Annotated in this window: 19 protein-coding genes; 12 read left to right on the forward strand and 7 right to left on the reverse strand. The window is 68.6% G+C overall.

Features of this window, described 5'->3' with window-relative positions; translation table 11 throughout:
* Window positions 1–11: 11 nt before the first annotated feature.
* Complete coding sequence (gltB, locus tag ASF28_RS01630) at window positions 12–4,727, reverse strand: glutamate synthase large subunit (protein ID WP_056086782.1); 4,716 nt, start codon at window positions 4,725–4,727, stop codon at window positions 12–14.
* A 611-nt stretch (window positions 4,728–5,338) separates the two neighbouring features.
* On the opposite strand from gltB, the gene ASF28_RS01635 reads away from it, so the two are divergent.
* Window positions 5,339–6,196: a hypothetical protein gene (locus ASF28_RS01635; protein ID WP_056086785.1), complete on the forward strand. Its 858-nt coding sequence runs from the start codon at window positions 5,339–5,341 to the stop codon at window positions 6,194–6,196.
* A 52-nt stretch (window positions 6,197–6,248) separates the two neighbouring features.
* Here ASF28_RS01635 and ASF28_RS01640 read toward each other — a convergent pair whose 3' ends face one another.
* The 6 genes from ASF28_RS01640 to ASF28_RS01665 form a co-directional block, all read right to left on the reverse strand.
* Entirely contained in the window at window positions 6,249–6,539 is a 291-nt protein-coding gene (locus ASF28_RS01640) for a formate dehydrogenase subunit delta (RefSeq protein ID WP_056086788.1), read from the reverse strand.
* A 31-nt stretch (window positions 6,540–6,570) separates the two neighbouring features.
* Window positions 6,571–7,425 carry a formate dehydrogenase accessory sulfurtransferase FdhD gene (gene fdhD / locus ASF28_RS01645; protein WP_056086791.1) on the reverse strand — a complete coding sequence of 285 codons (855 nt, stop codon included), beginning with the start codon at window positions 7,423–7,425 and terminating at the stop codon, window positions 6,571–6,573.
* Window positions 7,412–10,273, reverse strand: a complete 2,862-nt coding sequence (gene fdhF, locus ASF28_RS01650; protein WP_056086795.1) for a formate dehydrogenase subunit alpha — start codon at window positions 10,271–10,273, stop codon at window positions 7,412–7,414. The genes fdhD and fdhF overlap by 14 nt, the downstream gene beginning before the upstream one ends.
* A 13-nt stretch (window positions 10,274–10,286) precedes the next feature.
* Window positions 10,287–11,846 (reverse strand): formate dehydrogenase beta subunit, encoded by a 1,560-nt coding sequence (locus ASF28_RS01655; protein ID WP_056086799.1) that lies wholly within the window; start codon window positions 11,844–11,846, stop codon window positions 10,287–10,289.
* Window positions 11,843–12,316 carry a formate dehydrogenase subunit gamma gene (locus tag ASF28_RS01660; protein ID WP_056086801.1) on the reverse strand — a complete coding sequence of 158 codons (474 nt, stop codon included), beginning with the start codon at window positions 12,314–12,316 and terminating at the stop codon, window positions 11,843–11,845. The genes ASF28_RS01655 and ASF28_RS01660 overlap by 4 nt, the downstream gene beginning before the upstream one ends.
* A gap of 158 nt (window positions 12,317–12,474) precedes the next feature.
* The gene (locus ASF28_RS01665; RefSeq protein ID WP_056086804.1) at window positions 12,475–13,383 is read right to left on the reverse strand and encodes a LysR family transcriptional regulator; all 909 of its coding nucleotides are present in this window, start codon (window positions 13,381–13,383) and stop codon (window positions 12,475–12,477) included.
* A gap of 274 nt (window positions 13,384–13,657) precedes the next feature.
* Between ASF28_RS01665 and coxB the strand changes: the two genes are divergently transcribed.
* The 11 genes from coxB (at window position 13,658) to ASF28_RS01720 (ending at window position 23,645) form a co-directional block, all read left to right on the forward strand.
* Complete coding sequence (gene coxB / locus ASF28_RS01670) at window positions 13,658–14,500, forward strand: cytochrome c oxidase subunit II (protein ID WP_056086807.1); 843 nt, start codon at window positions 13,658–13,660, stop codon at window positions 14,498–14,500.
* 85 nt (window positions 14,501–14,585) lie between these two features.
* On the forward strand, window positions 14,586–16,217 hold the full coding sequence (gene ctaD, locus ASF28_RS01675) for a cytochrome c oxidase subunit I (RefSeq protein ID WP_056086810.1): 1,632 nt from the start codon (window positions 14,586–14,588) through the stop codon (window positions 16,215–16,217).
* A gap of 171 nt (window positions 16,218–16,388) precedes the next feature.
* A complete protein-coding gene (locus ASF28_RS01680; RefSeq protein WP_056086815.1) occupies window positions 16,389–17,342 on the forward strand; it encodes a heme o synthase in 954 nt (317 codons plus the stop codon).
* Window positions 17,339–17,509: a hypothetical protein gene (locus ASF28_RS22135; protein ID WP_157085268.1), complete on the forward strand. Its 171-nt coding sequence runs from the start codon at window positions 17,339–17,341 to the stop codon at window positions 17,507–17,509. Before ASF28_RS01680 ends, ASF28_RS22135 begins: the two co-directional genes overlap by 4 nt.
* 21 nt (window positions 17,510–17,530) lie before the next feature.
* A complete protein-coding gene (locus ASF28_RS01690) occupies window positions 17,531–18,130 on the forward strand; it encodes a cytochrome c oxidase assembly protein (RefSeq protein WP_056086818.1) in 600 nt (199 codons plus the stop codon).
* Between the two features lie 134 nt (window positions 18,131–18,264).
* Window positions 18,265–19,122, forward strand: coding sequence for a cytochrome c oxidase subunit 3 (locus ASF28_RS01695; protein ID WP_056086821.1), 858 nt, complete (start codon window positions 18,265–18,267; stop codon window positions 19,120–19,122).
* Window positions 19,123–19,251: 129 nt separating this feature from the next.
* Window positions 19,252–19,620 carry a DUF983 domain-containing protein gene (locus ASF28_RS01700; protein WP_056086823.1) on the forward strand — a complete coding sequence of 123 codons (369 nt, stop codon included), beginning with the start codon at window positions 19,252–19,254 and terminating at the stop codon, window positions 19,618–19,620.
* A 23-nt stretch (window positions 19,621–19,643) separates the two neighbouring features.
* Window positions 19,644–20,375, forward strand: coding sequence for an SURF1 family protein (locus ASF28_RS01705; RefSeq protein WP_244474858.1), 732 nt, complete (start codon window positions 19,644–19,646; stop codon window positions 20,373–20,375).
* Window positions 20,376–20,450: 75 nt separating this feature from the next.
* The gene (locus ASF28_RS01710) at window positions 20,451–20,867 is read left to right on the forward strand and encodes a DUF4864 domain-containing protein (RefSeq protein ID WP_056086830.1); all 417 of its coding nucleotides are present in this window, start codon (window positions 20,451–20,453) and stop codon (window positions 20,865–20,867) included.
* Window positions 20,868–20,932: 65 nt separating this feature from the next.
* On the forward strand, window positions 20,933–22,345 hold the full coding sequence (thrC, locus tag ASF28_RS01715) for a threonine synthase (protein ID WP_056086831.1): 1,413 nt from the start codon (window positions 20,933–20,935) through the stop codon (window positions 22,343–22,345).
* A 4-nt stretch (window positions 22,346–22,349) separates the two neighbouring features.
* Entirely contained in the window at window positions 22,350–23,645 is a 1,296-nt protein-coding gene (locus tag ASF28_RS01720; protein ID WP_056086834.1) for a M16 family metallopeptidase, read from the forward strand.
* Window positions 23,646–23,820 lie beyond the last annotated feature (175 nt).

Raw genomic sequence — 23,820 nt, forward strand, 5'->3', positions numbered from 1 at the left:
GGCGGAAACGCCTACTCCGCCGCCACCGGCATCCGCGCCATCTCCATCTCGCGCAGGGCACGACGGTACTCCACCGGCATGACCTTGACGAACTTGGTGCGGTAGCCGGCCCAGTCCTCCAGGATCGCCTTGGCACGCGGGGAGCCCGTGTACTTCAGGTGATTGGTGATGAGCTGGGACAGGCGCTCCTCGTCGTGGCCCGACATGTCGGCGAGGATGTCGACGCGGCCCTTGGTCTCGAGGTCGCCGTCCTGGTGGAAGCGACGCATGAGGTCGTCCTCCTCCTCGACGGGCTCGAGATCGACCATGGAGAGGTTGCAGCGGGCGGCGAACGAGCCGTCGGCGTCGAGGACGTAGGCGATGCCGCCGGACATGCCGGCCGCGAAGTTGCGCCCGGTCTCGCCGATGGAGACGACGACGCCGCCGGTCATGTACTCGCAGCCATGGTCGCCCATGCCCTCGACCACCGCGATGGCGCCGGAGTTGCGGACGGCGAAGCGCTCGCCGGCCGAGCCGCGGATGTAGCACTCGCCCGCGATGGCGCCGTACAGGACGGTGTTGCCGGCCATGATGGTGTGCGACGGCGGCGCCCGGAGGGCGTCGGACGGGCGGATGATGAGCTTGCCGCCCGACAGGCCCTTGCCGACATAGTCGTTGGCGTGGCCCGTCAGGGTCACGGTGACGCCCGCCGCGAGCCAAGCGCCGAAACTCTGGCCGGCGGTGCCCGACAGGTTCACCCGGATGGTGTCGTCGGGCAGCCCCTCGTGGCCGTAGAGCTTGGCCACGGCGCCCGACAGCATGGCGCCGGCGGTGCGGTCGGAGTTCTTGATGACCTCGTCGACCACCACGGCCTCGCCGCCCTCCAGCGCCGCCCGGGCGCCGGCGATGAGGCGCCGGTCGAGCACGTCGTCGATGGGGTGCTTCTGCTTCTCCGTGTGCCGGATGGCCACGTGCGCCGGCACGTCGGGGCGGTGGAACAGCTTGGAGAAGTCGAGGCCCTTGGCCTTCCAGTGCGCGATCACCTCCAGGGTGTCGAGGAAGTCGGCCCGGCCGATGAGATCCTCGAGCTTGGTGTAGCCCATGGCCGCCATCAGTTCGCGCAGCTCCTCGGCCACGAAGAAGAAGTAGTTGACGACGTGCTCGGGCGTGCCCTTGAAGCGCTTGCGCAGCACGGGGTCCTGCGTCGCCACGCCCACCGGACAGGTGTTGAGGTGGCACTTGCGCATCATGATGCAGCCGGCGGCGATGAGCGGCGCCGTGGAGAAGCCGAACTGGTCGGCCCCGAGCAGAGCCGCCACGAGGACGTCGCGGCCCGTGCGGATGCCGCCATCGGCCTGGAGCACCACGCGGCCGCGCAGGTGGCTGAGCACCAGGGTCTGCTGGGTCTCGGCGAGCCCGGTCTCCCACGGACCGCCCGCGTGCTTGATGGAGGTGAGCGGCGCCGCGCCCGTGCCGCCATCGAAGCCCGAGATGGTGATGTGGTCGGCCCGCGCCTTGGCCACGCCCGTCGCCACGGTGCCGACGCCGACTTCCGAAACCAGCTTGACCGACACGTCGGCATCGGGATTGACGTTCTTCAGGTCGAAGATGAGCTGGGCGAGATCCTCGATGGAGTAGATGTCGTGGTGCGGCGGCGGCGAGATCAGGCCGACGCCGGGGGTGGCGTAGCGGACCTTGGCGATCTTGGCGTCGACCTTGTGGCCGGGCAGCTGGCCGCCCTCGCCGGGCTTGGCGCCCTGCGAGACCTTGATCTGCATCATGTCGGCGTTGACGAGGTATTCCGTCGTCACGCCGAAGCGGCCCGACGCCACCTGCTTGATGGCCGAGCGGCGCGAGCGCCCGTCGGCCATGGGCTTGAAGCGCTCGACCTCCTCGCCGCCCTCGCCGGAGTTCGAGCGGCCGCCGAAGGAGTTGACGGCGATGGCCAGGGTCTCGTGCGCCTCCTTCGAGATGGAGCCGTAGGACATGGCGCCCGTGGCGAAGCGCTTGACGATGTCGACGGCCGGCTCGACGGCGTCGATGGCGACGGGCGCGCGGCCGAGTTCGGCCGCCTGCTTGATTCGGAACAGGCCGCGGATGGTCTTGAGGTGGCTCTCCTGCTCGTTCACGAGGCGGGCGTATTCACGGTAGCGCTCGGGCAGGCCGAGGCGGACGGCGTGCTGGAGCGTCGCCACGGAATCCGGCGTCCAGGTGTGGCTCTCGCCGCGCAGGCGGTAGGCGTACTCGCCGCCGACGTCGAGGGCCGTGCGGTAGACCGGTGCATCGCCGAACGCATCCGTGTGCCGGCGCGCCGTCTCCTCGGCGACCTCGGCCATGCCGATGCCCTCGATGGTGGTGGCGGTGCCGAAGAAGTCCCGCGCGACGAAGGCCGAGTTCAGCCCGATGGCGTCGAAGATCTGTGCGCCGCAATAGGACTGGTAGGTCGAGATGCCCATCTTGGACATGACCTTGAGCAGGCCCTTATCGATGGACTTGATGTAGCGGTAGACGATCTCGTCGGGGGTCAGGTCCGGCGGGAACTCGTCCTTCATCGCGATCAGCGTCTCGAAGGCGAGGTAGGGGTTGATGGCCTCGGCGCCGTAGCCGGCCAGACACGCGAAGTGATGGACCTCGCGCGGCTCGCCCGATTCGACCACGAGACCCACGGAGGTGCGAAGCCCCTTGCGGATGAGGTAGTTGTGGACGGCGGCCGTCGCCAGCAGGGCCGGGATCGCGATGCGATCCGGACCGACGCCGCGATCCGACAGGATGATGATGTTGTAGCCGCCGCGCACGGCGACCTCGGCCCGGTCGCACAGGCGGTCGACGGCGCCCTCCATGGCGGCCGCGCCGGTCTCGGCCGGGAAGGTCATGTCGAGGGTCTTGGTGTCGAAGCGGTCCTCGAAGTGCGAGATCGAGCGGATCTTCTCGAGGTCGCCGTTGGTGAGGATCGGCTGGCGAACCTCGAGGCGCTTCTTGCGGGAAGCCCCCTCCATGTCGAGCAGGTTCGGGCGCGGGCCGATGAACGAGACGAGGCTCATGACGGCCTCCTCGCGGATCGGATCGATGGGCGGGTTGGTGACCTGCGCGAAGTTCTGCTTGAAGTAGGAGTAGAGCGACTTCGGCTTGTCCGAGAGGGCCGAGAGCGGCGTGTCGGTGCCCATGGAGCCCACCGCCTCCTGGCCGGTCACGGCCATGGGCGCCATGAGCAGCTTGAGGTCTTCCTGGCTGTAGCCGAAGGCCTGCTGGCGATCGAGGAGCGACACGTCCGAGCGCGAGGCGCGCGGGATGACGGGCTTCAGGTCCTCCAGCACGATCTGGGTGTTCTTGACCCATTCGGCGTAGGGGTGCGCGGCCGCGAGCTCGCTCTTGATCTCCTCGTCGGAGACGATGCGGCCCTTCTCCAGGTCGATGAGCAGCATCCGGCCCGGCTGCAGGCGCCAGGACTCGACGATCTTCTCGTCGGGGATCGGCAGCACGCCCATCTCGGAGGCGAGCACCACGAGGCCGTCGTCGGTGACGAGGTAGCGCGCGGGACGCAGGCCGTTGCGGTCGAGGGTCGCGCCGATCTGGCGGCCGTCGGTGAAGCACACGGCCGCCGGGCCGTCCCACGGCTCCATCAGGGCGGCGTGGTACTCGTAGAACGCCTTGCGCTCCTCGTTCATGAGCGGATTGCCCGCCCAGGCCTCGGGGATGAGCATCATCATGGCGTGGGCGAGCGAGTAGCCGCCCTGCACGAGGAATTCGAGGGCGTTGTCGAAGCAGGCCGTGTCGGACTGACCCTCGTAGGAGATCGGCCACAGCTTCGAGATGTCGTTGCCGAACAGTTCGGAATCGACGCTGGCCTGGCGCGCGGCCATCCAGTTGACGTTGCCCCGCAGGGTGTTGATCTCGCCGTTATGCGCGACCATCCGGTAGGGGTGCGACAGGCGCCAAGTCGGGAAGGTGTTGGTGGCGAAGCGCTGGTGCACGAGGGCGAGGCCCGAGACGTAACGCTCGTCCAGCAGGTCGCGATAGTAGTCGCCGAGCTGGGTCACCAGCACCATGCCCTTGTAGACGATGGTCCGGGTGGAGAGCGAGACGGGATAGTAGATGTCCGCGCGCGGGTCCTTGAGGCCGTAGACCTTGTTGGAGATCACCTTGCGCACGGTGAAGAGGCGGCGCTCGAAGGCGTCCTCGTCGGCGATGGAGGCCGGGCGGCCGATGAACAGCTGGCGGTGGTGGGGCTCGGTCTCCTTGACCATCACGCCCAGATCGCTCGGGTCCACGGGCACGTCGCGCCAGCCGAGCAGCGGCAGGCCCTCGTCCACCAGGGCCTTCTCGACGATCTCCTCGATGAGCCGGCGGGCCTCCACGTCCTTCGGCATGAAGAACTGGCCGATGCCGTAATGGCCCGGCTCCGGCAGGGTGATGCCGAGTCCCTCGCACTCCGCCTGGAAGAAGGCGTGCGGGATCTGGGTGAGGATGCCGCAGCCGTCGCCCATCTTCGGATCGGCCCCGACGGCGCCGCGATGGTCGAGGTTCTTCAGGATCTGCAGGCCCTGCGCGACGATGGCGTGGGTCCGGCGATCGTGCATGTCGGCGACGAAGCCGACGCCGCAGGCGTCGCCCTCGCGGGCCGGGTCGTACAGCCCCTGCGCCTTCGGCAGGGCGTGATCGCGCACGATCAGCGGCGCATCGCCGTCACGGGTGGCGGGAATCGACGCCTGAAGCGCCCCGAACTCAGCAGATGCGACCACGCTCACCATCCCTCGCCTCCGACGTGCTCGCTCGCGAGCATGTTTCGTGCCCGAGCGCCCAGCGGCCCTCGGGTGCATCTCTCGACAGCGTCGGCTCTCGGCGGGTTTTGTCGTCAGCGGGACTTCGGTGAGGAAGCGCCCGCGACCCGCGGGCGCGACGCCGGCCTGGTCTCAAGCCGTGCGGGCCCGAATCGCCACGGTGGCGATCGTCTTGGAATCTCGTTTGTTCGCCGGAAACGTCACCCGCGGAGATCCTCGGCCAACCGGACAGGCACCCTGCCGGAAATGGGACAGTCTTACTGTCCTAACGATGGAAAGTGACAGATTTTAAACGCTCCAGCAAGAGCCGTTCCGCGTCAACGGCCGCCTTTTGCGCGCGCAGGAACGCCTGCGGGCGCGCATCGTTGCCGCAGGGCCATCGAAGTGCCGAAACGGTTCGACAGAGTCCCGCCCCGAAGACCTCGCAATCCCGCCCCAATCCCCCGGTTAACACAGGGTTGCCGGGCACAAGCGGCATGCGGGGCGAGGCCCTTGCGGAGACCCGCCGGAGGACCCGCGCCAACAGCGGGCCTCCGGCCTTCAGCGATCTGACACGAGGCCCCATGAACGCACGAGGCCCCATGAACGCACGTGGCGAGAATCGGCGGTGCAGGTCACGTCCGCGCGCCGCGTCGCCGAGCCTCGCCGCCCTGGTGGGCGGCCTCGCCCTGTCCGTCCTCGGATCGGGACTCGCCTCGGCGCAATTCTTCGACGACCGCGAGATGCTGATGCCGCCCCGCGCCGTGGTCTGGCGCCTGAACGACCGGGGCTTCCGGGCCGTCACGCGGCCCGAGTTCGACGGCCGCGCCTACGTGGTCGAGGCCGACGACCCCTACGGCGAGCGGGTCCGGGTGTTCGTCGATGCCCGCGACGGGGCCATCCTGCGCCGCCAGCGCCTCGATGCCGGGCCGCCGCCCGTGCGGGTCGCCCGGCCGGCGCCCGGATACGGCTGGACGGAAGAGGAGCCGGTCCCGCGCCGCCCGATTCGCGAGGCCGCGCGGATCGCGCCGCCGGGCGATGGCCCGGGTGTCGGGCGGCGTATGGCCCCGGCCGCGCCGCCGCCGGTACGGGCCGAGGTGCCCGACCGCAATCCCATGGGCCTCAATCCCGACGCCCGCCCCGCATCCGACGCGCCGGCCAAGGTGGTTCGCCTCGCCCCGGCGACGAAGCCGGCGGCGCCCCGGGTGAGCCCGCAGGCGCCGCGCCTGTCGGAGACCCCGCCGGCCGTGCCCGAGGCGAAGCCGGCCGCCGCCCTCGACGCGCCGAAGCCCGTGACACCGGCGACGAACGCGTCCCCTCCGGCCCCGCCGCCCCGCGAGGCGAAGGCGTCGAAGGACTGGAAAGACCCGCCCGCCGACCAGAAGCGGCCGGTCCGGGTGATCGGCGGCGCCACCGTCGTGCCCGGTGCGACGCCCCAGGCGGAGCCCGCCAAGGATTGATTCTCAGGGGATGAGAATCAGCCTCCGCCCGACCCGGCCCGCTTAAAAAACCTCAGCCCGCGTCGCTCGCGCCGGCCCCCTGCAGGGCGGGATCGCGGGTGCCGGCCCGCACGGGGCTCTCGCCCTCGGGCGTCTCGGAGATCGCCTTAAGGGCGAGGGGATCGAGGCCGCTGCCCTCCGTAGGGCCGAATGCTTCGAGGGAACGACGCATCTTCGGCGTCCAGAACGCCACGATGTGCTTGTGGATGCCGGCCACCGCTTCCTCGTCCGGATACGACCGGAAGAACGTGGTGATCTGGTTCGCCATGCGAACGAGTTTCTGGTCGGATGTCAGGGCGCTCATGGGGACGCTCGCGTGAGTGAGGGAGGCGCGGTCAGGGAGCCGGGGCGAGGATCAAGCGCTCGCGACCGGTGAAGACCGTCAGGGTGTCGGACCGGGCGATGGCGCAGAGGGTGAGGCCGTGCAGCCGCGCCCGGTCGATGGCGAGCGAGGTCGGGGCCGAGATCGCCACGACCATGGAAGCGCCGAGGTTTGCTGCCTTCTCGACCATCTCGAACGAGCACCGGCTGGTGATGACCACGAACCCCGTGGCCGGATCGACGCCCTGACGGATCAGGGCACCGATGAGCTTGTCGAGGCCGTTGTGGCGCCCGACATCCTCGCGCACGGCGACCAGGGACCCGTCGAGGTTGGCCCAGGCGGCGGCATGGACCGCGCGGGTCCGGCGGTTGAGCACCTGGGCGTCGCCCAGCGCCGCCAACGCGCGCTCGACGGCGGCGATGGCGACGGTGACCGCGCCGTCGGGCCGCGTCTCGGCCATGGGCAGGGCGGCGAGATCGTCGATCCCGCAGACGCCGCAGCCGGTGCGGCCCGAGATGGCGCGCTTGCGGGCGAGGTGCTCGCGCAGGCGCCCCGGCGCGAGGTCGACGAGGAGGCGCAGGCCGCCCTCGCCATCCTCCACCGTCACGCCCCGGATCTCGTCGGCCGAGGCGACGATCCCTTCCGTGAGGCTGAACCCGTAGGCGAAGTCCACGAGGTCGGCCGGCGTGCACATCATCACCGCGTAGGGCACGCTGCCGTAGACGAGGTTGACCGGCATCTCGACGGCGAGGTCGCGCTCGTCCGGCCGGGCAACGGGGTCGTCGTAGGCGACGACGAGGGTCGGGACGCGCCGGGCCGCCTCGGCCGGCGCGTCGTCCTGGTTCAGGGCCTGGCTACTCGGCAGCATTCAACTGGGTCGCGATACGGGTCAGGGAGAAGTCCTCCTCATAGAACTTCGCCTGCCAATCGGAAGGCCGGTTGGTGCGCCGGACCTGCACCGCCGTCACCTTGTACTCGGGGCAGTTGGTCGCCCAGTCCGAGTAATCCGTGGTGATGACGTTGGCGCCGGTCTTGGCGTGGTGGAAGGTGGTGTAGACCACGCCGGGCTGCATGCGCTCGGAGACCACGGCCTTGAGGGCGATGTCGCCGGAGCGGCTTTCCAGGGCCACGAGATCGCCGTCGACGACGCCGCGCACCTCCGCGTCGAACGGGTGGATCTCCAGCACGTCCTCCTCGTGCCAGCGCGAGTTCTCCGTGCGGCGGGTCTGCGCGCCGACATTGTACTGCGACAGGATGCGGCCGGTGGTGAGGATGAGCGGGAAGCGCGGACCCGTGCGCTCCTCGGTGGCCACGTACTCGGTGATCATGAACTTGCCGAGGCCGCGGACGAAGCGGTCGACGTGCATCATCGGGGTGCCACGCGGCGCCGCGTCGTTGCACGGCCACTGGATCGAGCCGAGCTCGTCGATCTTGGCGAAGCTCACGCCCTTGAAGCTCGGAGTCAGTGAGGCGATCTCGTCCATGATCTCGGACGGGTGGCTGTAGTTCATCGGGTAGCCGAGCGCGTTGGAGAGCAGCATCGTGCCCTCCCAGTCGCCGACGCCCGACAGGGGCGGCATCACCTTACGGACGCGGGAGATGCGGCGCTCGGCATTGGTGAAGGTGCCGTCCTTCTCGAGGAACGAGGCGCCCGGCAGGAAGACGTGGGCGTATTTCGCCGTCTCGTTCAGGAAGATGTCCTGAATGACGATGCACTCCATCGCCATGAGACCGGCGGTGACGTGGTGGGTGTCGGGATCGGACTGGGCGATGTCCTCGCCCTGGATGTACATGCCCTTGAAGGCGCCATCGACGGCTTCATCCAGCATGTTGGTGATGCGCAGGCCCGGATGGCTGTCGAGGGAGACGCCCCAGAGCGACTCGAAGGTCTCGCGGGTGGCGTCGTCCGAGACGTGGCGGTAGCCCGGCAGCTCGTGCGGGAACGAGCCCATGTCGCACGAGCCCTGGACGTTGTTCTGGCCGCGGAGCGGATTCACGCCTGCGCCGAGCATGCCGATGTTGCCGGTGGCCATGGCGATGTTGGCCATGCCCATGACCATGGTCGAACCCTGGCTGTGCTCGGTGACGCCGAGGCCGTAGTAGATGCCGGCCGCGCCGCCCGTGGCGTAGAGGCGGGCGGCGCCCCGGAGTTCGGCCGGGTCGATGCCGGTGTAGATCGCCTGCGCCTCTGGGGAATGGCGCTCGTCGGCGACGAACCGGGCCCAGGCCTCGAAGTCGCCGAGGTCGCAGCGCTCGCGGACATAGGCCTCGTCGATGAGCCCCTCGGTGACGATCACGTGCGCCATCGAATTGATGAAGGCGACGTTGGAGCCGGGCTTCAGGGGCAGGTGGAAGTCGGCCTGGACGTGGGGCGACTTCACCAGATCGATCTTGCGCGGGTCGGCGACGATGAGCTTGGCGCCCTCGCGCAGGCGCTTCTTCATCCGCGAGCCGAACACGGGGTGGCCGTCGGTGGGGTTGGCGCCGATGACGAGGATCACGTCGGAATGCGCCACCGAGGCGAAGTCCTGCGTGCCGGCCGAGGTGCCGAGCGTCGACATCAGACCGTAGCCGGTCGGCGAGTGGCAGACCCGGGCGCAGGTGTCGACGTTGTTGTTGCCGAAGGCGGCGCGGACGAGCTTCTGGACGAGGTAGGCTTCCTCGTTGGTGCAGCGCGACGAGGTGATGCCGCCGACGGAATCCTTGCCGTAGGTCTTCTGGATGCGCTTGAACTCGGAGGCCGCGCGGTCGATGGCGACCTCCCACGACACTTCCTGCCAGGGGTCCGTGATCTTGTCGCGGATCATCGGCTTGGTGATGCGGTCCTTGTGGGTGGCGTAGCCGTAGGCAAAGCGGCCCTTGACGCAGCTGTGGCCCTCATTGGCCTTGCCGCCCTTGTAGGGGACCATCCGCACCACGCGGGTGCCCTGCATCTCGGCCTTGAACGAGCAGCCGACGCCGCAATAGGCGCAGGTGGTGATCTCGGAATGATCGGGCTGGCCGTGCTCGATGATCGACTTCTCCTGGAGCGTCGCCGTCGGGCAGGCCTGGACGCAGGCGCCGCAGGACACGCACTCGGATTCCATGAAGTTCGTCGGGCCGGCGGCGACGCGGCTGTCGAAGCCGCGGCCCTCGATGGTCAGCGCGAAGGTGCCCTGTACCTCTTCGCAGGCGCGGACGCAGCGGTTGCAGACGATGCACTTCGACGGATCGTAGGTGAAGTACGGGTTCGAGGTGTCCTTCGGCAGGTACTGGTCCGAGGACGGCTTGACGTGATTGGCGCCGTCGTAGCCGTAGCGCACGTCGCGCAGGCCCACCGCGCCGGCCATGTCCTGCAACTCGCAATCGCCGTTGGCGGCGCAGGTCAGGCAGTCGAGGGGGTGATCGGAGATGTAGAGCTCCATCACGCCCTTGCGGAGCTTGGCGAGCTTGTCCGTCTGGGTCGAGACCACCATGCCGTTCTCGGCCGGTGTGGTGCAGGAGGCGGGGGTGCCGCGACGGCCCTCGATCTCGACGAGGCAGAGGCGGCAGGAGCCGAAGGCTTCCAGGGAATCCGTGGCGCAGAGCTTGGGGATCTGCGTGCCGGCGTGCATGGCGGCGGCCATGACGGAGGTGCCGGCCGGCACGGTGACGTGCATGCCGTCGATGGTGAGCGTCACGGTCTGCTCGGACACCCGGATCGGGGTGCCGTAATCGATCTCTTTGATGAGGGCCATGGGTCGCGCCTCCTTACTCGGCGGCGACGGACATCTGTCCGCCACGCTCGAAATCCTCGGGGAAATGGGTGATCGCGCTCATGACGGGCATCGGCGTGAGCCCGCCCATGGCGCAGAGCGACCCGTCGGTCATGACGTCGCAAAGGTCTGAGATGACAGCGAGATTGCGCTGGGTGTCGGTGCCGGCGATGACCTTGTCCATGGTCTCGACGCCGCGCGTCGCGCCGATGCGGCAGGGGGTGCACTTGCCGCAGGATTCGACGGCGCAGAACTCGAAGGCGAAGCGGGCCTGTTTCGCCATGTCGACGGTGTCGTCGAACACCACGATGCCGCCGTGGCCGACGAGGCCTTTCTTGGCCGCCATCGCCTCGTAATCGAGGGGCGTATCGAGGAGGTGGTCGGGAAAGTAGGCCCCGAGGGGGCCGCCGACCTGCACCGCCCGGACCGGACGGCCGCTCTGGGTGCCGCCGCCGAAATCCTCGATGATCTCGCGGAGCGTAATGCCGAAGGCGTACTCGATGAGGCCGCCGTGCTTGATGTTGCCGGCGAGCTGGATCGCGAGGGTGCCGAGGGACCGGCCCATGCCGTACTCGGCATAGGCCTTGGCGCCGTGCTCCAGGATGTAGGGCACGGCCGTGAAGGTCATCACGTTGTTGACCAGGGTCGGCTTGCCGAGGAAGCCCTTGAGGGCCGGGATCGGCGGCTTGGCCCGGACGATGCCGCGGCGGCCTTCCAGGCTCTCCAGGAGGGAGGTCTCCTCGCCGCAGATATAGGCGCCGGCGCCGAGGCGGACTTCCAGGTGGAAGGCTTTTCCGGAGTTCATGACGTTGTCGCCGAGGTACCCGGCCTTCACCCCGTTCGCGATCGCTTCCTTGAGCGTCGCAAACGCCTGCGGATACTCGGAGCGCAGGTAGATGTAGCCGCGCGTCGCGCCCGTCGCGATGCCCGCGATGGTCATGCCCTCGATGAGGTTGAAGGGGTCGCCCTCCATCATCATGCGATCGGCGAAGGTGCCGGAATCGCCCTCGTCGGCGTTGCAGACCACGTATTTCTGGTCCGACGCGGCGAGCATCACCGTGTTCCACTTGATGCCGGCCGGGAAGCCGGCGCCGCCGCGCCCGCGCAGGCCGGACTCGCGGACCTCGGCGACGATGCCGGCGGCATCGAGCTTCAGGGCGGCGTCCAGACCCTTGTAGCCGCCATGCGCCCTATAATCCGCGACGGAGACCGGATCGACGACGCCGCAGCGCTGGAAGGTCAGGCGATGCTGGCGGGCGAGGTAGGGAATCTTTTCGGGGTCGCCGAGGCGGAGCGGGTGCTCGCCGCCCGCGACGAGACCGGCATCCAGCAGGGCATCGACGTCGGAGAGGGTGACGGGGCCGTAGGCGATGCGGCCTTCGGCCGTGCCGACCTCGACCATGGGCTCCAGCCACAGCATCCCGCGCGAGCCGGTGCGGACGATGATGACGTCGAGGCCCCGGCGCTCGGCGCCGGCGAACAGGGCACGGGCGACGCGGTTGGCGCCGAGCCCGAGGGCGACGGCGTCGCGGGGGACGTAGAGGGTGACGCTCATGACTTCACCTCGGCCAGGGCCGATTCCAGGGAGTCGGCGGTGAGCCGGGCCAGGGGCTCGTCGTCGACGAGGGCGCCCGGGCCGTTGGCGCAGAGGCCGAGGCAGTAGACCGGCTCGACGGTCACCTGGCCGTCCGGCGTCGTGCCGTGCCAGTCGATGCCGAGGCGGGCGAGGATGTCGGCGTGGAGCTTGTCCGAACCCATGGCCTGGCAGGCCTCGGCCCGGCACAGCTTCACCTGATGCTTGCCCGACGGAGCCCGGCGGAAATCGTGGTAGAAGGTGATGCAGCCGTGGATCTCGGCGCGCGACAGGTTCAGCGCGTCGGCCATGAGCGGCACGGCCCCCTCGTCGACGTAGCCGAACGTCTCCTGAAGCGCGTGCAGGATCGGAAGGGTCGCCCCTTCCAGATGGAGATGATCGGCGATGATCCCGGCGGCGCGGGGCTCGCTCCAGGGCTCGTTCGGCAGCATTGTTCCACCCGGCTTATCTTGTTCTGGTTCCAAGGTGGTATATCACCGACCGTGAATCAATCGCGCCTTTCCGTTGGTCGACAACAGATTTTTGTCACATCTGGATTGTGCAACGCAAAAACTCATAGCGATCGCGCAGTTCGCCGAGCCGGCAAACCTCACAGGGAGGCAATATCCTGCGCGATGGTGGGCGCGGCGGCCCGGGCCTCGACGATGAGGGCGGCGCAGAGCGGCGTCATCGGCTCGCGCTCCGGCACGACGAGGCCGATGAGGTGGCTGACGTCGGGTTCGACGATGGGCACGGCCCGCACCCGCTCGCTGAGGCGGAAGCTGTCGGCGAGCACCGCCGGCATGATGCTCGCCCACTTCGCCGTCCGGACATGGGTCAGCAGGACGATCATCGAGTTCGATTCGAGGAGCGGCGCCGAGACGCGGCCGACATTGGTCAGATGCCGGTCGATGATCCGGCGGTTCTGCATGTCGGGTGTCAGCAGGCAGAGGGGGATGCGGGCCACCTCTTCCCAGGTCACGGAGTCACGGGCACCGAAGACGCCGTCCACCGCCGTGAGCAGCCGGTAGCGCTCGCGGTAGAGCGGCACGGCGGTGAGCCGGCCCAGGGGCTCGTTCTCCAGGTAGGTGATGCCGGCATCGATCTCGAGGTCGGCGATGAGGCGGCCGATCTCGCCCGACGTGGTGGACTGCACGGAGAAGCGCACCTCCGGGTGGCGCATCCGGAACGGCGTGGTCAGGGCCGCCACGATGGGCGTCGCCGTGGGAATCGCGGCGAGGCGCAGGGTCCCGGACAGGCCGCGCCTCAGGCTCGCCACCTCCTCCCGCATGGCGCGGGCGTCGCCGACGATGCGGCGCGCCCATTCGAGCACGCGCTCGCCCTCCGGGGTGAAGCCCTGGAACCGGGAGCCGCGCTGGACCAGCATCACCCCGAGGCGTTCTTCGAGCTGCTTCACGCCGGCCGACAGGGTCTGCTGAGAGACGTTGCAGACCTGCGCCGCCCGGCCGAAATGGCGCTCCCGCGCCAGGGCGAGGATGAATTCGAGACGCTCGATCACGGGCCGGCACGAACCTCCCTGATGCTTGGACGACCATTCGGAACAGGCGCCCGCCCTCGAATCGGACCCGGCATAACGCCCGGGAATGCCGGCGATGCGACGCTGTTGCGGTTGCACCGCCACGGCCCATGTGGTCTGACACCCCGATCGGCATTCAGGGTGGGCAAAATCCGCGGGATGCCGCAACACCCGCAGAACGCACTTGCGCTTTCGTCTAAATATAGCAAGAGGCGCGGGGACAACCGATCACGTCATGGGGAGCCGAGAGAGGCAGATGCGGACGACGCAGGCGCAACACCGGTCATCATGGGGGCTTGCCGCGCTTGGCGCCGTCCTCGTCTCATCGTCATCCGCCCTGGCGGCGGGCATCGGCCAGCCCGAGCCCTGGCAGATGGACCGCCAGATCGCGGTCACCGAGAATGCCCGGGACATTCACACCTTCGAACAGGGCATGCACTGGCTGTCGTTCGGCATCTCGGCCTTCGTGCTGGGGCTGATCCTGTACTGCGTGTTCCGCTTCAGCGAGAAGGCGAACCCGACGCCCTCGAAGACCACGCACAACACCCTCATCGAGGTGGCCTGGACCATCGTCCCGGTGCTCATCCTCGTCGCCGTGGCGATCCCGTCGTTCCGCCTCCTGCGCACGCAGCTCTCGGACCCGAAGGCCGACGTGCTGGTCAAGGTGATCGGCCACGCCTGGTACTGGTCCTACGAGTACCCGGCCGTCGAGCAGGGCGGCGGCTTCACGTTCGACGCCAACCTCGACGAGGACAAGCAGCCGAAGCTGCTCGGCACCGACAACGACATGGTCGTGCCGGTGAACAAGATCGTGAAGATCCAGGTCACCGCCGCCGACGTGCTGCATTCCTGGGCGATGCCGTCCTTCGGCTTCAAGATCGACGCCATTCCGGGCCGCCTCAACCAGTTCTGGTTCAAGGCCGAGCGCGAGGGCACCTATCACGGCCAGTGCTCAGAACTCTGCGGCGCCCGCCACGCCTACATGCCGATCACGGTCCAGGTCGTGAGCGACGAGGCCTACGCCACGTGGCTCGCCGAGGGGAAGACGAAGTTCGCGCGGATCGACAACGACACCTCGAAGTTCGCTGCGGCCCGCTGACGGGTCCGGCCGGACCGGGCGCGAAGGGCGCCCGGTCCGGCCTCGTTTCATGAGATTCAAGAGAAACCTGGACTGAGGTCTATCCATGGCTAACGCCGCAGCACATCCGGGGCATCACGACGCCCACGCCCACGACCACAAGCCGCCGTTCTTCTCCCGCTGGTTCCTCTCCACGAACCACAAGGACATCGGCACCCTCTACCTGCTGTTCGCCTTCTGCGCGGGCATCATCGGCGCGTTCCTCTCCTTCGGCATCCGCATGGAGATGGAGGAGCCCGGTCTCCAGTATTTCGCCAATCCCGGCACCTACAACGTGTTCGTCACCGGCCACGGCCTCATCATGGTGTTCTTCATGGTGATGCCCGCCCTCATCGGCGGCTTCGGCAACTGGTTCGTGCCCCTCATGATCGGCGCGCCCGACATGGCGTTCCCGCGCATGAACAACATCTCGTTCTGGCTGACGGTGGCGGGCTTCCTCAGCCTCGTCTGCTCGCTGTTCGTCGAGGGCGCTCCGGGCGCCAGCGGCGCCGGCACCGGCTGGACCGTCTACCCGCCGCTCTCCACCGCCGGTCACCCCGGCCCGGCCGTCGACTTCGCGATCTTCGCCCTGCACCTCTCGGGCGCCGGCTCGATCCTCGGCGCCATCAACTTCATCACCACCATCCTGAACATGCGCGCGCCGGGCATGACCCTTCACAAGATGCCGCTGTTCGCCTGGTCGATGCTGGTGACGGCGTTCCTGCTGCTGCTGTCGCTCCCGGTGCTCGCCGGCGCGATCACCATGCTGCTCACCGACCGCAACTTCGGCACGACCTTCTTCGACCCGGCCGGCGGCGGCGATCCGGTGCTCTACCAGCACCTGTTCTGGTTCTTCGGCCACCCCGAAGTGTACATCATGATCCTGCCGGCCTTCGGCATCGTCTCCCACATCATCTCGACCTTCTCGCGCAAGCCCGTGTTCGGCTACCTCGCCATGGCCTACGCAATGGTCGCCATCGGCGTCGTCGGCTTCGTCGTGTGGGCGCACCACATGTACACCGTCGGCCTGTCGCTCCAGACCCAGTCCTACTTCGTGTTCGCCACGATGGTGATCGCGGTGCCCACGGGCGTGAAGATCTTCTCGTGGATCGCCACCATGTGGGGCGGCTCCATCCGCTTCACCGCCGCCATGCACTGGGCCGTCGGCTTCATCTTCCTGTTCACCGTCGGCGGCGTGACCGGTGTGGTGCTCGCGAACTCGGCCGTCGATAAGTACCTGCACGACACCTACTACGTCGTGGCGCACTTCCACTACGTGCTTTCGCTCGGCGCCGTGTTCATCATCTTCGCCGGTGTCTACTACTGGTTCCCGAAGATGACCGGCCACATCATCCCCGAATGGGCCGGCAAGCTGCACTTCTGGCTCGCCTTCATCGGCGCGAACGTGCTGTTCTTCCCGATGCACTTCCTCGGCCTCGCCGGCATGCCGCGTCGCTACGCCGACTATCCGGAGGCCTTCGCCGGCTGGCACAAGGTCTCGACCTGGGGCGGGCACATCTTCGCCCTCGGCATGGTGGTGTTCTTCATCGGCGTGGTTCTCGCCTTCCGCTCCAGCCGGCGCGCCGCCGACAATCCGTGGGGTGAGGGTGCGACCACCCTCGAGTGGACCCTGTCGTCGCCGCCCCCCTTCCACCAGTTCGAGACGCTGCCCCGCATCGTCGACGAGCCGGCGCACTAAAGAACGAACCTCTGATCCACGGATTGCGAGGGCCGCGCGAGCGGTCCTCGCTCTTTCCCGGATGCCCATCCGCCCCGCTCGCGGGCGGGCATCCCGAAAAGGGCGGCGCCAGCACTCATCCTTCGATGACGGCGTGATCCGAAGCCCCCACGTCAACCGCATCAGGTCCCCATGACGAGCCTGTCGAACAGCCTCTCCGCTGCCGCCGAGCCGCAACCGGTCACCATGGCCGTCGGCGGCGAGGTCTCGGATTTCTTCGCCCTGCTGAAGCCGCGCGTGATGGTGCTGGTGATCTTCACCGCCCTCGTCGGCATGGCGGTGTCGAACGTCCACATCCAGCCCGTGGTCGGCACGATCTCCCTGCTGATGATCGCCGTGGGCGCCGGCGCCTCGGGCTGCCTCAACATGTGGTGGGACGCCGACATCGACGCGGTGATGACCCGCACGGCCAAGCGCCCGATCCCGGACGGGCGCATCCAGCCCGGCGAAGCCCTCGCCTTCGGCATCGTCCTGTCCGTCGGCTCGGTGCTGGTGCTCGGCCTCGCCTCGAACTGGCTCGCGGCCGGGCTGCTGGCCTTCACCATCGTGTTCTACGCGGTGTTCTATTCCATGTGGCTGAAGCGGGCGACGCCGCAGAACATCGTCATCGGCGGGGCCGCCGGCGCCCTGCCGCCGGTTATCGGCCAGGCCGTGGTCACCGGCTCGGTCGGTATCGAATCCCTCGTCCTGTTCCTGATCATCTTCATCTGGACGCCGCCGCACTTCTGGGCCCTGGCCCTGATCAAGTCCGGCGAATACGCCAAGGCCGGCATCCCGATGATGCCCAACGTGGCCGGGCCCCAATCCACCCGCCGGCAGATCATCTACTACTCGATCGTGCTGTTCCCCATCGGCCTCGCGCCGGTCTTCCTCGGCTTCGGCGGCCTGCTCTATGGCCTGACCGCCCTCCTCGGCGGCCTCGGCATGCTCGCCTTCAGCGTCCACGTCTTCCGCAACCGCGAGGGCGAGGCGGAGCGCAAGGCGGCGCTCGGCATGTTCGGCTTCTCGATCCTGTACCTGTTTCTTCTGTTCTCCGCCCTTCTCGCCGAGCACAGCCTCGGCCTGTTCCGGGCGGTGATCGCGTGAGCGGCCTGCAGAACACGCCGCAGCCGCGTCCCCTCACCCCCGAGGAGGCCCAGCGCCGGCGCAAGCGCTCGCTCGCCATCGCGGCGGTGCTGTTCACCCTCGTGGCGATCTTCTACGTGCTGACCATCGCGAAGCTCGGACCTCAGGTCCTCAACCGCGCGCTCTGAAGGCGTGGCGAAAGAGACACCATGACCGACCGCAGAAACCCGGCCCGGAAGGCCACCGTCACGGCCGTCGCCTGCGCCGCGCTCGCCTTCGGGATGATCGGCCTCGCCTTCGCGTCGGTGCCGCTCTACGACATGTTCTGCAAGGCGACGGGCTTCGACGGGACGCCGCGCAAGGGTGCGGCGCTCGCGGCGGCGGCCACGGACGACAGCATGCTGGTCCGGTTCGACACCAACGTGTCCTCCGGCCTGCCCTGGCGGTTCCAGGCCGAGGCCCCGCAAGTCACTGCACGCCTCGGAGAGACCAAAACGGTCTTCTTCAAGGTGAGGAACACCGGCACCGCACCGTCCACCGGCATCGCGACGTTCAACGTCCAGCCGGCCTTGATGGGCGCCTTCTTCGTCAAGATCGAATGCTTCTGCTTCAACGAGCAGACCCTGCAGCCGGGCGAGACCATGGATTTCCCGGTGGTGTTCTACATCGATCCGGCTGTGCGACAGGACTCGAACACCGCGCACCTCGCCGAGATGACGCTGTCCTACACCTACTTCGCGTCGAAGAACGGCCAGCCCACCGCCGAGCTTGCGACGACGGGCAGCACGGGAAAGAAGTCGAATTTCTGACGCACCAAGCGTGACAAGAGCGCGCCGGGCTGATTAAGGGTCTGAGCGTGGAAGCCGGTTATCCGGTCGAGCCGAAACAATGAGAGAGCCCGGGGCCGTCACGGTCGGGGGCCAGGGGTCAGGAGAGACGTTAGATGGCCGAGGCGCACGCCAAGAACCACGATTTCCACATTCTCGCCCCGAGTCCGTGGCCGCTCATCGGCGCTTTTTCCGGCTTCCTGATGGCGTTCGGCGCCGTCTTCTGGATGAAGAGCCTCACCATCGGCACCCTCAGCCCGGGTCCCTACATCTTCGGTGCCGGCACCCTCGGCGTGCTCTACACCATGTACGCCTGGTGGAAGGACGTGGTTCACGAGGCCAACACCGGCGACCACACCCGCGTGGTGCAGCTCCACCACCGCTACGGCATGATCATGTTCATCGCCTCCGAGGTGATGTTCTTCGCCGCGTGGTTCTGGGCCTATTTCGAGGCGGCCCTCTACACCGCCGACCCGATCCAGTCGACCCGCGTCGATTTCACCGGCGGCACCTGGCCGCCCAAGGGCATCGAGGCGTTCGATCCCTGGCACCTGCCGCTCCTCAACACCCTGATCCTGCTGACCTCGGGCACGACGATCACCTGGGCCCACCACGCCCTGCTGCACGACGATCGCAAGGGCCTGAAATACGGCTTGTGGCTGACGATCATCCTCGGCGTGCTGTTCAGCGCCTGCCAAGCCTACGAGTACGCCCACGCCCATTTCGGCTTCTCGGGCAGCATCTACTCGGCGACCTTCTTCATGGCGACGGGCTTCCACGGCTTCCACGTCATCATCGGCACCATCTTCCTCGCCATCTGCCTGTACCGCGCCTATCTCGGACAGTTCACGGTGAAGCAGCACCTCGGCTTCGAATTCGCCGCCTGGTACTGGCACTTCGTCGACGTGGTGTGGCTGTTCCTGTTCGCCTCGATCTACGTCTGGGGCTCGGGCATCGGACACGCCGCCCACTGAGTTCGGCCATCGCGGCTGCACGGGAGACATGAAAGGGCGGCGCGAGCCGCCCTTTCGCGTGTGGGGACCGTCCCTTATCCCCATATCCGCATCGAGCCGGCGTTCGTCCGGGCTCGAGGAGTACGCATCTTGGACGCCACGCGGCCGCTTCCCCCACCCATCCCCACCGGCCTGCGCGGCCGCTGCCCGCATTGCGGCGAGGGCCACATGTTCGACGGGTTTCTCACCTTTCGCCCGTCCTGCGAAGTGTGCGGCCAGGACTTCTCCGGCTTCAACTCCGGTGACGGCCCGGCCTTCTTCGTCATGTCCATCGTCGGGATCGTGGTGGTCGGCCTCGCCCTGTGGATGGAGATCACCTACGAGCCGGCGATCTGGATTCACGCCGTCGTCGCCGGCACCCTGTCCATCGGCCTGAGCCTCGCCATCATCCGGCCGCTCAAGGGCGTGCTGGCCGCCCTGCAATTCGCCAACAAGGCCGAGCAGGGACGCTTCCGCTAGTGCCGTCGGTCCGGCCCGGCGCCGTGCGTGCCCTGATCGCGCCCGGCCTCGTCTCCCTCGTCTGCCTCGCGATCCTCCTCGGCCTCGGCGTTTGGCAGCTCGACCGCAAGGGCCAGAAGGAGGCGCTGATCGGGCGCATCCTCGATCGCTCGCGGGTCGAGCCTCCGGCGGCCCTGCCGGCGCCCGGCACGTGGAACCCGGACGCCGACGAGTTCCGGCGGGTGCGCGTGACCGGAACCCTCCTCAACGACCGCGAGACCCTGGTCCACGGCCTGGCGGCCGGCGCCACGCCGGGGCGCGCGCTCCAGGGCTACTACGTTCTGACGCCCCTGCGCCTGTCCGAGGGCGGGACGGTGCTGATCAATCGCGGCTTCGTGCCCACCGAGCTCAAGGCGCCGGCCAACCGCAGCGGCGGGCAGATCGCCGGGGAGACCGTGGTCACCGGCATCCTGCGGGGCTCCGAGCCGCGCACCATGTTCGTCCCGGCCGCCGACGCCGCACGCAACGAGTGGTTCAACCGCGACATCGCCGGCATCAGCGCGGCGGCCGGCCTGACCGACCCCCTGCCCTACCTCGTCGAGGCGGACGCGACCCCCAATCCCGGCGGCTGGCCCAAGGGCGGGCAGCTGCGGGTCGATCTGCCGAACAACCACCTGCAATACGCCTTCACCTGGTTCGGCATCGCCGGCTGCCTCGTCGGCGTCTTCGGCGTGTTCGCGTGGAAGCGCCTCTTCGACGCACCGGACGCGGCCTGAGCCGGCGACCAGCTTGTCCGCGGACCGGCGCGCGCTACTCTCCGGTCCGGCGGTTCACGCCACGGAGGGTGTCCCATGCGTGCCGCGACCCTAATGATGGCCTTCGCCTTGACCGTGGGCGCGGCCCAGGCGGCCGACGAGGCCGGGCGTGACGCGGCCCGCGCCACCGTCACCCGACAGATCGAGGCCTTTCGCAAGGACGACGCGGCGACGGCCTACGCCCAGGCCGCGCCCGTGATCCAGGGGATGTTCCCCTCCGCCGACACCTTCCTGGCCATGGTCCGCAAGGGCTACGCCGCCGTCTACCGCGCCCGCACCTACAGCGTGGACCGGGTCGAGGATGTCGGCCCCGAAGGCGTCGCCCTGGGGGTGAAGCTGCAGGACGAGGCCGGCGCCGACTGGCTGGCCCTCTACACCCTGGAGAAGCAACCCGACGGCGCCTGGCGCATCACCGGGTGCCAGTTGACGAAGGCGCCGGGTACCGATGCCTGAGCCGTCATCAGGTTTCGACAGGCCCGACGGCTTGGTGTAGACGGGGCGCCTTCCCGGAGGCCCCTTTGCTTCACGTTTCGACCCGCGGCGCCGCGGCGCCCCTCTCCTTTTCCGATGCCCTGCTCGCCGGGCTCGCCCGTGACGGCGGTCTCTACGTGCCAGAGACTTGGCCACGGCTGTCGCACGAGACCATCGCGGGGCTGGCCGGCCTGCGCTACGCCGACGCCGCCAAGATCGTCCTGCGCCCCCTCATCGACGGCGAGATCGCGGATGCCGATTTCGACCGGATGATCGAGGAATCCTACGCGACGTTCCGGCACCCGGCCGTCTGCCCGCTGACCCAGCTCGACGACAACCTGTTCCTCCTCGAACTTTTTCACGGGCCGACGCTCGCGTTCAAGGACGTGGCGATGCAGCTCCTCGGGCGGCTCATGGACCACGTCCTGCGGGCGCGCGGATCGCGGGCGACCATCGTCGGCGCCACCTCGGGCGACACCGGCTCCGCCGCCGTCGAGGCGTTCCGGGGCCTCGATCAGGTCGACATCTTCATCCTGTTCCCGGAGGGCCGCGTCTCCGAGGTCCAGCGCCGGCAGATGACCTCGGTGGGGGCGGACAACGTCCACGCCATCGCCATCGACGGCAATTTCGACGATTGCCAGAACATCGTCAAAGCCCTGTTCCAGCACGCCGAATTCGCCGACGCGGTGAAGCTGTCGGGCGTGAACTCCATCAACTGGGCCCGGGTCGCCGCCCAGGCGGTGTACTACTTCACCGCGGCCGTCGCCCTCGGCGCCCCCCATCGCCCGGTCTCGTTCGCCGTCCCCACGGGCAATTTCGGCGACATCCTCGCCGGCTGGGTCGCCAAGCGCATGGGCCTGCCCATCGAGCGCCTGATGATCGGCACCAACGCCAACGACATCCTGGCCCGCACCCTGGAGCACGGGTCCTACGAGGTGCGGGGCGTGCAGCCCACCACCTCGCCGTCCATGGACATCCAGATCTCCTCGAACTTCGAGCGCCTGCTGTTCGAGGCCCTCGGCCGCGATTCGTCGAGCCTCGGCCGCCTGATGGCCGGCCTGAAGCAGTCGGGCGGGTTCACCCTCGATCCGGCGGTGCTCGACACCGTGCGGGCCGAGTTCGACGCCGCGTCCGTGCCCGAGGACGCCGTGAAGGTCGAGATCGCCCGGACCTTCGCCGAGACCGGCCACGTCATCGATCCGCACAGCGCCATCGGGGTCCATGCCGCGCGGCGGCTCCTGGAGAAGGACCCGCGCACGCCCGTCGTCGCCCTGGCGACCGCCCATGCGGCGAAGTTCCCCGATGCCGTCTCCGAGGCGGTCGGCGGCGCGCGCCCGGCCCTGCCGCCGCATCTCGCCGACCTCCTCGACCGCGAGGAAAAGTTCTCGCGCGTCGCCAACGACCAGGCGGCGGTGGAGAGCTTCATCCGCGCCCATGCCCGCATCACCAAGGCCGGCTGACCCCATGAACCAGCACTTCGCCACCCACGGTGCTTCCCCGGACCTGCGGATCACGCGCCTCGACAACGGCGTCACCGTCGTCACGGAGGCGATGCCCGGCGTCGCCACGGCGACCCTCGGGGTCTGGGTCGGCGCCGGTTCGCGCCACGAGCGGCCCGACGAGGGCGGGCTGAGCCACCTCATCGAGCACATGGCGTTCAAGGGGACGAAGACCCGCTCGGCCCGGCGCATCGCCGAGGACATCGAGAACGTCGGCGGCGACATCAACGCCGCGACGAGCGCCGAGGGCACGAGCTACACCGCCCGGGTGCTCGGCGAGGATGCCGGCGTGGCCCTCGACGTCATCGGCGACATCCTCACGGATTCGGTGTTCGACGCCGGCGAACTGGCACGCGAGAAGGGCGTGATCCTCCAGGAACACGCCGCCATTGAGGACACCCCCGACGACGTGGTCTACGAGGCCTTCACCGAGGCGGCGTTCCCCGACCAGCCCATGGGCCGTCCGATCATCGGGACGCCGGAGACCATCAACAGCTTCGACCGCGCCGGCATCGAGGCCTACATCGCCCGCGAATACACCCCCGACCGCATCGTGCTCGCGGCGGCCGGCGCCATCGCGCACGACGCCATCGTCGAATCGGCACAGACCCATTTCGGTGCGCTCAAAGCCGCGACGCCGCCCGAGACCGTCCCGGGGGTCTACGGGGGTGGCGAGAAGCGCATCCAGAAGAAGCTCGAACAGGCCAACGTCGTCATCGGCTTACCCGGCCTGTCGTTCCGCGACCCCGGCTACTACGCCCTCCACATGTTCACCCAGGTGCTCGGCGGTGGGCTGACCTCGCGCCTGTGGCACGAGGTCCGCGAGACCCGGGGCCTCGCCTACGAGATCCAGGCGTTCCACTGGTCGTTCTACGATTGCGGGCTGTTCGGCATCGGCGCCGGCACCTCGGGCGGCGATCTCGGCCAGCTCGTGGACGTGACCCTGGAGGCCACCACCCGGGCGGCCCGCGACGCCGACACCGTCGAGGTCGCCCGCGCCAAGGCGCAGCTCAAGGTCGCGCTGCTGTCGGCCCTCGAGACGCCGGGCGGACGCATCGAGCGCAACGCCCGGCAGATCCTCGCCTGGGGCCGGGTGATCCCGGCGCAGGAGGTCATCGCCAAGGTGGATGCCGTCACCGTCGAGGACGTCCGCGCCGCCGGCGTCAGACTCCTCGCGGGCGCCCCGACCCTCGCCGCCATCGGTCCGATCAAGAAGCTGCCGCCCCTGGAGCGGATCGCCGCTGCCCTGAAGGCCGCCTGAGAATTTCCGCCCCCGGCTTGTTTTGGCCTCAAAGGAACGTGATCCAGCGGGTTCGGCGTCACCCTTAAGAAACGGTGGGCGCCTCCGCCCCGGCGCGCCCGCTGCCTTGCCGGTGAAGGTCGCCGCCGATACGACTGAGCCTTAAGCTGAGCCGTACTCGTCACCCAGCCTCGCC

The organism is Methylobacterium sp. Leaf99 (genome assembly GCF_001422375.1).
In the GTDB taxonomy this organism is placed as follows: domain Bacteria; phylum Pseudomonadota; class Alphaproteobacteria; order Rhizobiales; family Beijerinckiaceae; genus Methylobacterium.

Coding starts and splice junctions, on each gene's coding strand:
- gltB (WP_056086782.1), bottom strand. CDS start 4,727: ATGGTGAGCGTGGTCGCATCTGCTGAGTTCGGGGCGCTTCAGGCGTCG.
- ASF28_RS01635 (WP_056086785.1), top strand. CDS start 5,339: ATGAACGCACGTGGCGAGAATCGGCGGTGCAGGTCACGTCCGCGCGCC.
- ASF28_RS01640 (WP_056086788.1), bottom strand. CDS start 6,539: ATGAGCGCCCTGACATCCGACCAGAAACTCGTTCGCATGGCGAACCAG.
- fdhD (WP_056086791.1), bottom strand. CDS start 7,425: ATGCTGCCGAGTAGCCAGGCCCTGAACCAGGACGACGCGCCGGCCGAG.
- fdhF (WP_056086795.1), bottom strand. CDS start 10,273: ATGGCCCTCATCAAAGAGATCGATTACGGCACCCCGATCCGGGTGTCC.
- ASF28_RS01655 (WP_056086799.1), bottom strand. CDS start 11,846: ATGAGCGTCACCCTCTACGTCCCCCGCGACGCCGTCGCCCTCGGGCTC.
- ASF28_RS01660 (WP_056086801.1), bottom strand. CDS start 12,316: ATGCTGCCGAACGAGCCCTGGAGCGAGCCCCGCGCCGCCGGGATCATC.
- coxB (WP_056086807.1), top strand. CDS start 13,658: ATGCGGACGACGCAGGCGCAACACCGGTCATCATGGGGGCTTGCCGCG.
- ctaD (WP_056086810.1), top strand. CDS start 14,586: ATGGCTAACGCCGCAGCACATCCGGGGCATCACGACGCCCACGCCCAC.
- ASF28_RS01680 (WP_056086815.1), top strand. CDS start 16,389: ATGACGAGCCTGTCGAACAGCCTCTCCGCTGCCGCCGAGCCGCAACCG.
- ASF28_RS01690 (WP_056086818.1), top strand. CDS start 17,531: ATGACCGACCGCAGAAACCCGGCCCGGAAGGCCACCGTCACGGCCGTC.
- ASF28_RS01695 (WP_056086821.1), top strand. CDS start 18,265: ATGGCCGAGGCGCACGCCAAGAACCACGATTTCCACATTCTCGCCCCG.
- ASF28_RS01710 (WP_056086830.1), top strand. CDS start 20,451: ATGCGTGCCGCGACCCTAATGATGGCCTTCGCCTTGACCGTGGGCGCG.
- ASF28_RS01720 (WP_056086834.1), top strand. CDS start 22,350: ATGAACCAGCACTTCGCCACCCACGGTGCTTCCCCGGACCTGCGGATC.